Below are 13,950 nucleotides of genomic sequence, written 5' to 3' on the forward strand. Positions count from 1 at the left end.
TGTTCATCACCTAACAGCTTGCGGCTGTTAAAAAGATTGCCGATATAGCGTTTCAAGTTGCACTTGGTTCACATCCCGTGGATTGGTCGGAGTGCAACTATCACGCAGTGCTTGCCCCACCATTTCCCCTAAACGGGCGTTAAAATCGGTTTCATTAATGCCTGTAGCTTGAATGCCTTTTGGCATATTCATTTCATCTTTCAATACGTTGATTGCCATAATGAGGCTTTCAACGCCTTCACGTACGTTAGAAGCAGGTAAATTCAAATTCTTCGCAAGGTGCGCATAACGCCTCGCCGCGTCAGTATCACAACGCCCTTCTAACTCGGCATTAAATGCCACTACGTGTGCCATCAATAATGCATTGGCACGGCCGTGTGGAATGTGAAACACACCGCCTAATGCGTGGGCTAAACTGTGCGTGATCCCTAAAGATGCATTGGTAAATGCCATTCCTGCGATGCAAGAGGCGTTATGCATTTTTTCGCGAGCAAGCAAGTTGCCCCCTTCGCGGTAGCAGTCAATCAAATGACCAAAAACCAGCTGCACCGCTTTTTCCGCTAGCGCATCAGAAAAATCAGACGCAGTGCGGGAAACATACGCTTCTAAGGCATGGCAAAGTACATCCATCCCTGTATCTGCGGTAATCGAAGCGGGTACGGATTTCACTAAAACAGGGTCGAGGATCGCCACATCAGGCAACATAAACTCATCCACTAGCACCAGTTTTTCAGAGTGAGACTTAATCACTGAAAAACTGGTCACTTCAGAGCCTGTGCCGCTGGTCGTTGGGATGGCAATAAACTGCGGTTTTGCCCGATTGGCGTCATTTTTCGTGTGCCATAAGGAGTAAATAATCGCTTTCGCCGCATCAATCACTGAACCGCCACCCAGTGCAATCACCACATCGGGATATTGCACATCCATGACTTTCATGCCTTTTACGATGGCTGAAATATCGGGGTCTGGCAGGACATCGTCATACATTGAAAACGCAATGCCTGAGTGTGTTAACCGACGAGTGACTTCCTCTGCTAAGCCAAACTTCACCATGGCTTTATCAGTGACGATAAACGCCTGCTGCGCTTGCATCGTTGAGATGAAATCCAGTGCATTGGCACCAAATTGCACTCGCGGTTTAATGAGAAACTGGTTCATGCTGTTGTTTACTCCTTGGTATAAACCTTTTCGACAATGGCAACCACTGACATGGCTTTGTATTTGTCTTTGTTCAACGCGAAGTACGCTTCGGCTAACACAATGTCGTTGATACCTGCACCAACGCTGTCTACCGCCACATACGTTCGGTTTTTCAACGGTTCAAGGTCATCCCCCAGCGCAGCAACCATCAATAAGTTGCTTCCACTAAGTTCTTGGCATTTTTGCGTTGCGACAACATGTCCGATTACTTTTGCCAAAATCATGGTTTATACCGCCTTATTTCAATGAGTTACTTATTTAGGCGACCGAGAACGGCCTTGATGATTTGCTCAACATTTTCCTCAGTGATATCACCTTGGGAAACCACCGCTTCCGTGATGGCCGCCGTGCTAAAACGATTGTCTGCGATATTAGAAGCAGGCGCAGAAGCCGTTACTGGCTGGCGAAAACGGTCATCATCTAAAATGCTAATTTGCGATTGATTTACCGCTGTTGAAACCGCAGGCTGGGCAACTGAGCACGGTTGAGCAGGCTGTCTTAAATCATCAATAGAGCGCACGCCATAACCTACTTTACGAATGTTCAGTAAGTTCATTGGCCCGACGTTATCTGAGCTCGAACCGCCGCCCACTGCACCGCAACCTAAGGTTAATGCCGGCGTAATGTTGGTCGTAGCCCCAATGCCACCCAGTGCTGCAGGGGTATTAATTAAAATACGGTTAACCGGTTTTTCGAGGGAGAACTGGCGGATCACGTCTTCGTTTTGCGTGTGGATCACCAGTGTGTGGCCTAAACCTTCATTGGTCAGTAAATCCACCACACGATGGCAGGCTGATTGCCAATCTTCTTCGATATACATCCCTAAGATTGGGCACAGTTTTTCACGTGAATAGGGGTTTTTCGGTGAAACGGTGTCTTGTAACGCAATGAGTACACGAGTATTAGCTGGCACGCTAAACCCTGCGCGTTGGCTCAACGTAATAGCATCTTTCCCTACCACTTCAGGGTTGATGGTGCCATTTGCTCTCAATAACATTGACGCCATACGCTTCGCTTCGTCTTCATTCATAAAGTAAGCGCCTTGCGCTAACAGCTCGCGGTGTACTTCGTTATAAATACAACGTTCGACGATAATCGATTGCTCAGACGCACAAATCACCCCGTTATCAAACGTTTTACTGGTGATAATGTCATTCACGGCTTGTTTGATATTGGCGCTGCGCTCAATAAAGGCTGGGCCATTACCCGGACCGCCACTGATTGTTGGCGTACCCGATGCATAGGCTGCACGCACCATGCCCTCCCCGCCAGTCGCTAAAATTAAGGAAACATCTTTGCTGTGCATCAGCTCTTTGGTCGCTTCAAGGGTCAGCATCGTGACGCCATCAACGATCCCGGCTGGTGCACCAGCTTCTAATGCCGCTTTTTTAACGATGTCTAATGTGCGGAAACTACAGGCTTTGGCATTAGGATGCGGGGAAAAGACAATGGCGTTACCAGCTTTTAAGGCAATCAACGTTTTGTAGATGATGGTCGATGTCGGGTTTGTCGATGGCACCAGTGCCGTGATCACCCCTAATGGAACGCCTACATCCATGACTTTGTTGATTTTGTCATCATTAATGATGCCAACGGTTTTGAGATCTTTGATGTGTTCATAGACACGCATTGAAGCGAAGGTATTTTTCAAGACTTTATCTTGCCACTTACCAAAACCTGTCTCTTCATTGGCCATTTTCGCCAGCTCTTCAGCATGAAGGGCGGATTCAATAGCAATGTGTTTCACGATACTGTCGATTTTTTCCTGCGAAAATGTCGCAAAAACTTTCTGCGCTTGTTTCGCGTTTCTAACTAGCTCTCTTGCCAGTTGTCTGGATTGCAGATCTTTATCTAATGCAACCATGTCTTCCCCCGTATCGGAGTCAAAATTAACTAATTAACTTGTTGTTTTATTTACTTATCAGCCAACAACTTAGGCTTTGTGCTGCTGTGCAATTTTGCCGATATCGTTATGCGGTCTTGCTATCACACGTGATGTCACCACGGTGCCAACACGTTTTGCAGCTTCAACACCAGACTCAACGGCTGCGTTAACCGCACCGACATCGCCTTTCACCATCGCAGTAACCAGCCCTGAGCCGACATTTTCATAGCCAATCAGTTCGACATTAGCGGCTTTACACATGGCATCAGCGGCTTCAATACAGGCCACTAAACCTTTGGTTTCGATTAATCCAAGCGCTTCTTTCATAAGTAATTTCCTTTTTATTCCGTGACTTTATACTGGGCGACGATTTTCTGAATATCGCTGTGAGGACGTGCAATAACCAGAGATGTCACAACTGTGCCAACGCGAGAAGCCGATTCAACACCTGAATCAACCGCCGCTTTGACTGCACCAACATCCCCTTTCACCATTGCCGTCACTAAACCTGACCCAACATTTTCATAACCAATCAGCACAACATTTGCGGCTTTACACATTGAGTCAGCCGCTTCAATACATGCCACTAACCCTTGAGTTTCGATAAGACCTAATGCGTCACCCATGTTTTTTCCTCCGGAAAAAGTTATGCCTTATGTTTAATCACGATTTTGTTGATATCGTTATGTGGACGCGCAATGACCAGCGATGTCACGACTTCGCCAACACGCTGAGCAGATTCAACACCTGAATCAACTGCCGCTTTGACTGCGCCAACATCACCTTTAACCATTGCGGTTACGAGGCCTGAACCGACATTTTCATAACCGATTAGCTCAACGTTTGCAGCTTTACACATTGCATCAGCCGCTTCGATGCAAGCTACCAAACCTTTAGTTTCGATAAGACCTAATGCATCACCCATTGTTGTTTCCTCCGAAAAGCCTTCTTCATTTTTCTTTACCGCGCTCTTTAAGTTGATGTGTCCGAATACATGTTTCTTGCAGAACCGAGGTAATCATTTACGCCAACAGTGTCTGCGCGGTGATTAATTGAACGCAGCCTTTGGCTTCAAACTCACTATAGAGGCGAAAAATAAAAACAAAATATAAATCCGCAACAGGGAGATACTTAGAATATTTGACTGGAAATTAGATTTGATAAGCCTCTGATTCACACAACCATGCTAAAAAAACGAAAAATTCACGTATCTATCTGGTGAATAAAAAACACAAAAAATAGATTAAGGATTAATCAGGGGGGATTGTTAACAGGATATTATTAGGCTGATACCAAGGGGTAACTTACGCAATGATAACTGTGGGGCGGCTCACTGGCTTATAAGCTTTGCTCGCAAATAAAGATAGCCTTTTACATTACGGTACTTAGGAACTGAGCCAAGAAACTCACACTAAGATAGTCTGCAAATAATACGAAAGGTGCTTATCATTTCAATGGAAGTTAAAAGCAATTAGAAGGGAAAGATACACAAAATAATAGGCCTACCTTAATACTTTCGGCAGGCATTTTGTTAATCAAACTTACTGCCAGGCTTTAATGTGCAGATATAGAGTGGGGAGTTAATTGAACTTAGTAACAGCGCTTTGTCATTCAGCTTTTGAGCGTTAAGAAATAACCCATCATGGCTATCAGACATTTCCCGCATAAAGTAGTCAAAAATAACATCAGGGGATTCATCAATAGAAGAGGCACTCGATTCCCATTGACTAATATTATAATGGCGCTCCGTTGGGGAAACGCGTTTAGTTGTATAATTAAATTTCACATAGCGCTGTAAATACAACCATCCCGCTTTAGAATCCGTATAACCTTCAACAACAATAGACCCTTTGCCATTCGCCCCAAAATTGAAGTGAATATTGCCATTAACGTTTTCATCTTTCATATTTTCAAAACGCATAATGCCTTTGGTGGAGCAAACCATTAAGCCATCTTGCTTATTAGCAAATAAAACGGATTGTGTGTAAATCACCACCACAATAAAAAGCAAAGCACTCAGTAAACATAATACTTTCCCAGATATTTTCATGATGGCTTCCAAGAATAATAAAAATAGTTATCACAGTAGCTAAAAGGGTTGTCTTCATTTACTGCGCAATGGGCTAAAAACACGCGGCCGAGTCCATTGGTTTGTAATTTATCCCCATAGAAGAAAACAAATCGCTCTTTTTCTACACAGGCAAGATTTAAGTTATTTCTCACCTTGTCAAAGTTTTGCACATAATTTTGCGCGACAGTGCCGTTAATCATTTTTTCATTTGAAAGCACATCGCAACCAGCATGTTCCAATACCGTCATATTAATCGGTTGGGATGGCTGGTTAGATAAATAAGCCATAACTAATAATAAGATAGAACACAGCAAAAATGCGCCACTGGCAAAATACCAACACATTTCTTTTTTTACTTTGGTGAATGGCTTGGGGGGTTTAGGGGGTAGCGTAGAGTTTTTTTCTGGTTCAATTAACGGTGGCTCAATAACAGGCGATAATACAACTTCGGCGGCATCTATCTCACTCAAGCTTTTAATAAATTCCGCGGGGTGCATTTTGCCATCATTCAAACGCTCTAACGTTACTTCTGAATTAAATTCTAATCGCCCTCTTGCCACCGTAATAATTATATTTTCAATACCATATTGGCGAAATGCTTTTCTTAATAAGCTCAAATATTGGTTTAGATTACTGTTGGATGAGACTAACCCATTATCATCCCATACGGCTTTTAATACATCGTCACGGGATACCACGCCCCTATTTTGGGTAAAATAATAGAGCAATGCATTGGCGGTAATAGACAATTGCGTATCCACCTCGTCGTCTTTCAAAGACAAAGTGCCATCAACTGCATCATATATAATGAAGGCATTGATTTTATATTTCACTGTCGCCCCATATTTTTATTATATTAATGACGGTGTTTTCGGTGTTTATGTATCGGTTTTAAGGCAGTTTCTCAAACGATATTTCTGTTAAACGGCTGACAATGGCATCACGCTCTTGTTGTGATAACGTTTCGCCCTCCGTTAACGATGACAACCATAAACCGTCCGCGCCATAACGTACTAGCGCCCCTAAATAGCTGTTATCAAACTCATCACCTTTAGCTAAGTGACCTAGCACCCAATCACGCCAACATTTACGCAATACAGGCTCATTTGGCATGGCCAACGACAATAACGCGAGCTGGAAACTTTCATCTGACTCTTTTAACTCGCCAATATAGTGCAAATACGCGCGAGAAAAGCGCCCATATGTATTGGTATCATTTTCCATGATGAGACTAATTCGCTCATCCATAATGCCCAGCAATTGCAGAAATAACGCATGGATAAGCTCTTGTTTGCTCGGAAAATGGTGCATCAGCCCCCCTTTGCTGACACCCGCCTCCCGCGCGACCGCATTAAGCGATAATGCAGAAATGCCTTCCCTACCCGCAATAATACGAGCCGCTTTCAGTAGCTCCACTTGGAGTTTGATAGGGTCTTTTTTTCTGTGCTGCACTGTTTTATTCATGCAATGGATGATACCGACCAGTCGGTATGTTTCATTTTGACCAAAATCAAGTAACCCTGTTTTGTTCAAGGTTAAATCAAAATAGTGGAATGGGACTCACAATATCCATTTTAGATAAGCCATAAGACTGCAATTAATTGATAATTTAAAATTATTTTTCATCTTAATTTTATTATTTTGTCTGACTTTATATTTAACTTAGTTTTGCACCGACTCGGGTTATGATGTTTAATAATGGATGTAAAATAAAATTCTGACAAAGTACAAATTATTTGTCACATTCGTCACTAACCGTCGATAGAAGAGGTTTTACCATGTCAAAACAATATAATATTGGTGTTATTGTGGGTAGCTTGCGTGCAGATTCTCATAACTTAACCGTTGCAAAAGCCATCACCAAGTTATTCTCCGCAAATTTTTCATTCAAATTTATCAACATTGGCGACCTTCCTCTCTACAATCAAGATGCTGACCAAAATGTGCCTCCTGTCGTTGCCAATTTTAAATCCCAAATTAAAGCCTGTGACGGCATTATTTTTGCCACTCCTGAATATAACCGCTCTATTCCCGGTGTATTAAAAAATGCCATTGACCAAGGCTCTCGCCCTTGGGGTGATAACTCGTGGAATGCAATTCCTGCGGGGGTTTTAGGTGTATCCATCGGTAATATCAGTACGGCAATTGCCCAACAACACCTGCGCAACAGCCTCGCCTTTTTGAATATGCCAACGATGAACCAACCTGAATGTTACCTGAAATGGTATGACGGTATGGTGGATGAGCAAGGCCATATTTCACCGAAAAGCAAAGATTTCTTGCAACCGTGGGCGGATACCTTTGCTCAATTTGTTGCCCATAACGCTGTGAGTAAATAAGTTTATAGTGCCTCCCCGCTAGGTTGTAGAGCTTGGCGGGGGGAGTGTGCACTTAATGCTATTTTGAGTTGCGCTAAAGCTGTAATATCACACTCATTTATAATGATTCACTTTCCAGCGTTTTTCCAAGCTCTCTAGCAACTCAAAAGTCACTGACTGAGCAAAACCTTTCATTACTGGGTGATAATTAACTAAAATAGATGTTTTATTCTTTAGTGTTGAATTAGGAAGAATAAAAACTTCTGACTTACCAAAATCAAATCCCATGACTGTTTTTTCTGGAGCTTGTCTTATCGGATTACCAATGTGTTCATAGAACCAACGATCTGTCATTGTTTGCTTTAGTCCAAAAGGAATCGCATTAGGAAAAATCCATTGATTTCTCACATTATCAGGGATCAAAGTCAGAGTAATCTGCGATAACTGCTTAGACGGGTTATCAAAAGATAAAAATACATACTCTTTAGTCATTCTAAGACTTAAATCGTCATCTCCTGAGTTACCTTGTGGCTTGGTCTTATAAGGAATAAGTCCATCATTATATAGTTCATCATAGGTATCCCCTAAACGCTGTACTAAAGCCTCAATATTCACACTCATTTATATAGTCCCTTTGCTTCATTTAGCTCATGAATTTTGTCTAATTTTTTATCTAGCAATTTACTGTCATAACCTTCCTCTTCCAAACATTCTCGATTCGCAACCCAATTTCGTTCAACGGCTTCCCGCAAATTTTTAGCATCCAATTCCTTTCGACGCACCGATAATGTATCTTCAAGTTCAATCCAGCTATTATTACGCCCCCCATAGGTTTCACTACATTTTCGATGCACTTCTTTCGGTATTGCTATTGATGCAACTTGCCCTACCATACTATTCAGTTTTTCTTTTGAAATATCAGGGTACTTCCCAATCAGATAAAGCCGAATAGCACTCTGAGACGGTATATGGCCAATTTCATACAGTCCTTTTCGAGAGCGCCCTTTAAAATTATCGTAGTAATCCACTTCTAAATCATCCACTGGATTTTTTTGGAAGAAAACATAAATTGCAGGCACTTCTCCTAGCGGATCAACAATAATGTAATCATTAAAGTCATATTCTTCTAGTGGAACAGACTCTACCCATCCAGTAGACTGCTCTATTGGTGGGCCTGGTAGGCTAGATACGCTTTGAGGCTCAATCGGATTCGGTAAACTCCAGATCTTTTGGGGCTCTGGCAACGGCGTAGGGGGAAGATAGTTCCCAATCCCTCCGCCATCGTGAATGATTGAGCCACGAGTCCCGTTATCAAGACTAAATTTTACAGCTTGAAAAGCTAAATCTGGTTTTTTCGTGACATCTTGAACAGTATAGTCATTATACTCTGCAGTGTTATCGAGAGTATTCCAAATAAATTGGCCTTTAAATTCAGGATCAGAGAACGTCACTAAACCATCATCATGCCGCTCGGCAAAACGTACTCGAACACGGTCTAACCCACTTTTTTCATCTACCTCATAGCCAACAATCTTTGGGTTTCCACTCTTTTCATCGTCAATAATTCGGAAACGAACGCGGGTAGTGACTCTGCTATTTTCTTACGCTATTTCTCTTAATAGCGCTTCCGATGTGTAATCGTAAGTTGATACAGTATGCGCTGAGCGAGAAAAGCCGCCCACAATCGCCCGTTTCTCAAATGGTCTTCCAATAACAAGACGATCAAGTGTTGCATTCCCCACTTTAGGCGAGTAAAACCGCCCCATTAGCAAAAGTGTTAATGGGTTTGGTGGTGGAATTTTAACTTGAGATAGTGTGCCCAATGTATCTTTTGGCGTCGGTAATGGTTTTGGAGCTGCTATCACTGAAGGAGAAAAAGATTCTGCAGGAGCAAAAGACAGTACCCTTGGTTCCATGAAAAACCGCAGTTTAGGCACTTTGACATAAACAGTTTTTATTGACGTGCCGGAATTTGTTTTACCCACTGCACTTCCAATGTATCTAGCTTCTGGCATCCCAGCATCTCCTAATTAAAAATACGTTCAGAATCATTACCAGTTCAATTAACTAGATAAAGAAAAAAAACAGAAAAAAAATCCAGTTAAAGGTAAATTTAAACACATAAAAATAGAAGAATGAAATAAATGTGGATGCATCTAAAAACCAATTGAAGTTCACTGACTAGCCAAGTCATAAAACTGCCCATAAAAAAAGGGCACTTCAATAAGTGCCCTTTTATCAAAAAAATCACCAAACCATTAACGGCCGGCTTTTAGCTTTTGGAAATACTCTTCATACAGAATATTGGTATTCCCGACATCGCTTTGCCACTCGCCTTTTTTCAATACTTCTTCACTTGGGTAAAGGGATGGATCGTTAGCAATCTCCGCGGGTAACATCTTTTTAGCGGCTAAATTGGGTGTTGGATAGCCAATGGATTCAGCAACTTGTGCCGCAATTTCAGGGCGTAGTAAGAAGTTAATCAGTTTATGAGCGCCTTCAACATTTTTCGCATTGGCAGGGATCGCTAAACTGTCCATCCAGAAGATACCGCCTTCTTTTGGCCACACCACCTCAATCGGTAAGCCTGCTTGCCTTGCAACGAATGCGGAACCATTCCACAGCATCCCTACATCCACTTCCCCTTCAATAAACGGTGTCGCAGGGTTATCCGAGTTAAAGGCTAAGATATTCGGGCGCAGTTTTTGCAGCTCTTGATAGGCTTCTTCAATTTCTTTCGGGTCAGTGGTATTGCCTGAATAACCCAGCTTATTCAATGCAACTTGGAATACTTCCCGTGCATCATCCATCATCAATAGGCTATTTTTATATTCAGGCTTCCAAAAATCAGCCCACGACGTCAAGGAGCTTGGGTCAACGGCTTCACCATTAATGCCAATCCCTGTTGCGCCCCAAATATAAGGCACAGAATAGTCATTGTTGGGGTCAAATTCTTTGTGGATTAAATTCGGATCAAGGTTTTTAAAGTTAGTTAATTTACTTTGATCAATCTTTTGCAGCATCCCCTCTTTGCTCATTTTGGCAATAAAGTAAGTGGATGGCACCACCAAATCATAAGCCCCGTCTTTATAGGTCTTCAATTTGGTGTACATGCTTTCGTTGGATTCATAGGTGGAGTAGATCACCTTGATGCCCGTTTCTTTGGTAAATTGCTCTAATAAACCGGGGGGAACATATTCTGTCCAGTTATAGAAATACAGTACGTCTTTGTTATCGTCAGCGGCAGTCGCCGAGCCAATACTTGCAGCCATTAAGCCAGCTGCCAGTAGATAGGACCATTTTTTCATGACTGAGTTTCCCTCAACAACGTGTTTTTATCCCTGCCTGCACCAAGCCGCAACTTGAATGATTTAGGGGTGATATCTTATAGGCTCAATTGGAGCCCACCCTCTCGCCTTATGGCATTTAAAAAGCACGATAAAACAGTAATACCGTGCCATCCTGTTATTTTTACTGCACTTTTTTACCGTACTTATCCCGCATTACCCATTGGCTTAAGCAAACAAGCACCAACGACATAATCAGTAGTACCGTTGCCAACGCATTCACTTCAGGCGAAACGCCCACTTTAACCATTGAGTAGATTTTTAACGGTAAAATTTCATAACTTGGCCCCGTCACAAAAGACGACACCACCACATCATCCATCGACAATGTGAAGCTGAGCAGCCAGCCCGCCACTATCGCAGGTAGCGCTAATGGCAGAATAATTTTACGTAAAATAGTAAATTCACCCGCCCCGAGATCCCGCGCGGCTTCCAACATTTTCACATCAAAGTCTTTTAACCTTGCATATACCGTGACCACCACAAAAGGCAGGCAGAAGGTAATGTGCGAAAACAGCAACGACCAAAAACCCAGTGAAACGCCCAAGATCATAAACAGCACTAATAACGATATTGCCATCACGATATCGGGGGACATCATCACCACAAACAGCATTCCCCCCACAAAGGGCTTGCCGCGAAAGCGGTAGCGAAATAGCGCAACCGCCGTTAATGTGCCAATCACCGTGGCAAATGTGGCGGATAACACCGCCATGGTTAATGAATGCCCCGCTGCTTCTAATAAACTGTCGTTATTGCTTAGCAGTTCATACCATTTTGTTGAAAACCCTTGCCACTGAATACCAAAACGCGATTCATTGAAGGAGTTAACAATCAAAATGATGATTGGAATATAAAGGTACGCATAGACGATGGCCATAAAGCCACCCCGCAAAGTACGCCCGATCATTCTTCATACGCCTTTTTATTCAGAAGCTTAGCCGCTCGGTAATACACATACAGCAACAGCCCCATCATCACCGTGAGGAAAATACTGGTTGCTGCACCAAATGGCCAATCGCGAATATTGAGGAACTGGCTTTTAATCACATTACCAATTAACAGGTTCTTCGCGCCACCCATTAAATCGGCGACATAAAACAGCCCCATCGCGGGTAATAGAACCAATAAACATCCAGCAATAATACCTGGCATCGTTAATGGAATAATGATTTTTACAAAGGTCTGGAATTTATTAGCGCCGAGGTCTCTGGCTGCTTCTAAATATGACTTATCCAATTTTTCAATACTTGAGTACAGCGGCATCACCATAAAAGGCAATAGGATATAAATCAGCCCTAATACTACCGCTTCTGGGGTGTACATTAAGCGTATCGGTTTATCGATAATGCCAATCCAAAGCAAAAAATCATTCAAATAGCCTTTGGTACTCAAAAACACTTTCAAGCCATAAATACGGATCAGCGAATTCGTCCAAAAAGGCACAATCAATAAAAACAGCATCAATGGCTGAATACGTTTAGGTAACTTCGCTAAAATAAAGGCGAATGGGTAGCCAATTACAAGGCAGAAGAACGTGGCGATCAGCGCCATATTCAGTGAATGCAGCATCACTTCCGCGTACATGGGGTCGGATAAACGGATGTAGTTATCCCATGTGAAGATCAGATCCACTAAATTGGTATCGCTGCGTGTTAGAAAGCTTGCCCCAATGATCATGATATTTGGCAAGAAAACAAACAAGACCAACCAAGCGACAATCCCTGTGATAATCACATTTTGCAGGATCTTGTGTTTACGAATGATCATCCAGAACGACCTCCCAGCTTTCCACCCAAGTTACAGCAACTTTTTGATTCAAGGAGTGGTCAACATCGGGGTCGTCTTCGTTAAAGAATTCGCTCACCATGACAATTTTGCCGTCTTCCATCTCAACCACAGAGTCCAAAGTCATGCCTTTATAATTACGTTCACGCACGTAACCAATCAGCCCTGGATAATTTTCTGCATCATTCACTTCCTCAACACGTAAGTCTTCAGGGCGCAAAAGTACATTAAGATGCTGCCCTTCTTTGACTGAAAGCTCAGTGAAAATATCGCATTCATGGCCTTCAACATTGGCACGAATACGTTTTTCATCAATGCGATACAATACTTTCGCATCAAAAATATTAATTTCACCGATAAACTGAGCAACAAACAGGTTTTTAGGCTCCTCATAAATTTCACGAGGTGTGCCATCTTGCTCAATTTTCCCTTCACGCATGACGACTATCCTGTCAGACATCGCTAAGGCTTCTTCTTGGTCATGGGTGACAAAAATAAAGGTAATGCCCAGTTTCCGTTGAAGAGCTTTTAGCTCATTCTGCATTTGCTTACGCAGTTTGTAATCCAGCGCAGACAATGATTCATCCAGTAATAAGACTTTTGGGCGATTCACTACGGCACGGGCGATTGCCACGCGCTGTTGTTGCCCGCCAGAGAGTTGATTTGGCCTTCGCTGCGCAAAATCTTCCAATTGCACCATACGCAGCGCCTGATCAACCCGCTTTTGAATATCGGCTGTAGGCGTTTTTTGCATACGTAAGCCAAAAGCGACGTTGTCATAAACCGTCATATGAGGAAAAAGAGCATAGCTTTGGAATACGGTATTCACGAAACGTTGTTCCGCTGGAATATCCGTAATATCTTGACCATCAAGAATAATTTGACCTTCATCGACATCTTCAAGCCCAGCAATAAGACGTAAAACCGTCGTTTTACCGCAGCCAGAAGGCCCAAGAATAGTCAAAAACTCACCATTTCGAATGGTTAAGTCAAGTTCAGAAATAATTTGTTTGCCATCAAAACCTTTATTTAAAGATTTTAATTCGACGAGTGGTGTCAGAGAGGTTGTCTCAGTCATTTATAATACACTCTATCCCTAGGAATAATGCAGATAGAACCGCCACCGTTAAAGACTGTATAAGCTTGTCGGAGGTTTACTCTTCATACTTCAAGTGATATGGGTGTTCGCTTCACGCTGCCATTCGAATTACATACTTATGTATGCTCATCGAGATGCCATCGTTTGCGGCCGACATATCACTGGAATTATTTTGAGTAAATAATTTTCCCCAGCAAAGCCCAAAACCAGTAGCGCCATTTTTCAAATGTTCAAATTCATTG

The 13,950-nt window shown here is 42.6% G+C and carries 17 protein-coding genes and 1 pseudogene; 1 reads left to right on the forward strand and 17 read right to left on the reverse strand.

Annotation, left to right across the window (positions count from 1 at the left end):
* Window positions 1–27 precede the first annotated feature (27 nt).
* The 9 genes from ABWP91_RS06805 to ABWP91_RS06845 form a co-directional block, all read right to left on the reverse strand.
* Window positions 28–1,158, reverse strand: a complete 1,131-nt coding sequence (locus ABWP91_RS06805) for a 1-propanol dehydrogenase PduQ (protein ID WP_353242621.1) — start codon at window positions 1,156–1,158, stop codon at window positions 28–30.
* Between the two features lie 8 nt (window positions 1,159–1,166).
* Window positions 1,167–1,424: a EutN/CcmL family microcompartment protein gene (locus tag ABWP91_RS06810; protein WP_353242622.1), complete on the reverse strand. Its 258-nt coding sequence runs from the start codon at window positions 1,422–1,424 to the stop codon at window positions 1,167–1,169.
* Between the two features lie 26 nt (window positions 1,425–1,450).
* Complete coding sequence (locus ABWP91_RS06815; RefSeq protein ID WP_353242623.1) at window positions 1,451–3,064, reverse strand: acetaldehyde dehydrogenase (acetylating); 1,614 nt, start codon at window positions 3,062–3,064, stop codon at window positions 1,451–1,453.
* 69 nt (window positions 3,065–3,133) lie between these two features.
* Window positions 3,134–3,412, reverse strand: a complete 279-nt coding sequence (locus ABWP91_RS06820) for a BMC domain-containing protein (RefSeq protein WP_006658501.1) — start codon at window positions 3,410–3,412, stop codon at window positions 3,134–3,136.
* 14 nt (window positions 3,413–3,426) lie between these two features.
* Window positions 3,427–3,711, reverse strand: coding sequence for a BMC domain-containing protein (locus ABWP91_RS06825; RefSeq protein WP_042845468.1), 285 nt, complete (start codon window positions 3,709–3,711; stop codon window positions 3,427–3,429).
* Window positions 3,712–3,731: 20 nt separating this feature from the next.
* Entirely contained in the window at window positions 3,732–4,010 is a 279-nt protein-coding gene (locus tag ABWP91_RS06830) for a BMC domain-containing protein (RefSeq protein WP_004249182.1), read from the reverse strand.
* Window positions 4,011–4,616: 606 nt separating this feature from the next.
* On the reverse strand, window positions 4,617–5,135 hold the full coding sequence (locus ABWP91_RS06835; RefSeq protein WP_219244687.1) for a FidL-like protein: 519 nt from the start codon (window positions 5,133–5,135) through the stop codon (window positions 4,617–4,619).
* On the reverse strand, window positions 5,132–5,989 hold the full coding sequence (locus ABWP91_RS06840) for a transcriptional regulator (protein WP_353242624.1): 858 nt from the start codon (window positions 5,987–5,989) through the stop codon (window positions 5,132–5,134). The genes ABWP91_RS06835 and ABWP91_RS06840 overlap by 4 nt, the downstream gene beginning before the upstream one ends.
* A 58-nt stretch (window positions 5,990–6,047) precedes the next feature.
* Entirely contained in the window at window positions 6,048–6,620 is a 573-nt protein-coding gene (locus ABWP91_RS06845; RefSeq protein ID WP_353242625.1) for a TetR/AcrR family transcriptional regulator, read from the reverse strand.
* A 314-nt stretch (window positions 6,621–6,934) separates the two neighbouring features.
* On the opposite strand from ABWP91_RS06845, the gene ABWP91_RS06850 reads away from it, so the two are divergent.
* Window positions 6,935–7,495: an NADPH-dependent FMN reductase gene (locus ABWP91_RS06850; protein WP_353242626.1), complete on the forward strand. Its 561-nt coding sequence runs from the start codon at window positions 6,935–6,937 to the stop codon at window positions 7,493–7,495.
* A 93-nt stretch (window positions 7,496–7,588) separates the two neighbouring features.
* On the opposite strand, the gene ABWP91_RS06855 is transcribed toward ABWP91_RS06850, so the two are convergent.
* The 8 genes and pseudogenes from ABWP91_RS06855 to potA all read right to left on the reverse strand — a co-directional run bounded on the left by ABWP91_RS06855 (window position 7,589) and on the right by potA (window position 13,687).
* On the reverse strand, window positions 7,589–8,095 hold the full coding sequence (locus ABWP91_RS06855; RefSeq protein WP_353242627.1) for a DUF6392 family protein: 507 nt from the start codon (window positions 8,093–8,095) through the stop codon (window positions 7,589–7,591).
* On the reverse strand, window positions 8,092–8,718 hold the full coding sequence (locus ABWP91_RS06860; protein ID WP_353242765.1) for an S-type pyocin domain-containing protein: 627 nt from the start codon (window positions 8,716–8,718) through the stop codon (window positions 8,092–8,094). The genes ABWP91_RS06855 and ABWP91_RS06860 overlap by 4 nt, the downstream gene beginning before the upstream one ends.
* Before the next feature lie 171 nt (window positions 8,719–8,889).
* Window positions 8,890–9,060 (reverse strand): annotated as a pseudogene (locus ABWP91_RS06865) (S-type pyocin domain-containing protein); the annotation flags it as partial.
* Between the two features lie 15 nt (window positions 9,061–9,075).
* A complete protein-coding gene (locus ABWP91_RS06870; RefSeq protein ID WP_353242628.1) occupies window positions 9,076–9,390 on the reverse strand; it encodes a hypothetical protein in 315 nt (104 codons plus the stop codon).
* 342 nt (window positions 9,391–9,732) lie between these two features.
* Complete coding sequence (gene potD / locus ABWP91_RS06875) at window positions 9,733–10,782, reverse strand: spermidine/putrescine ABC transporter substrate-binding protein PotD (RefSeq protein ID WP_353242629.1); 1,050 nt, start codon at window positions 10,780–10,782, stop codon at window positions 9,733–9,735.
* Window positions 10,783–10,945: 163 nt separating this feature from the next.
* Entirely contained in the window at window positions 10,946–11,731 is a 786-nt protein-coding gene (gene potC, locus ABWP91_RS06880) for a spermidine/putrescine ABC transporter permease PotC (protein WP_353242630.1), read from the reverse strand.
* Entirely contained in the window at window positions 11,728–12,591 is an 864-nt protein-coding gene (gene potB / locus ABWP91_RS06885) for a spermidine/putrescine ABC transporter permease PotB (protein WP_219244693.1), read from the reverse strand. Before potB ends, potC begins: the two co-directional genes overlap by 4 nt.
* Entirely contained in the window at window positions 12,578–13,687 is a 1,110-nt protein-coding gene (potA, locus tag ABWP91_RS06890) for a spermidine/putrescine ABC transporter ATP-binding protein PotA (protein WP_353242631.1), read from the reverse strand. Before potA ends, potB begins: the two co-directional genes overlap by 14 nt.
* Window positions 13,688–13,950: the final 263 nt, after the last annotated feature.

The organism is Providencia sp. (assembly GCF_040396775.1).
Taxonomy (GTDB): Bacteria; Pseudomonadota; Gammaproteobacteria; order Enterobacterales; family Enterobacteriaceae; genus Providencia.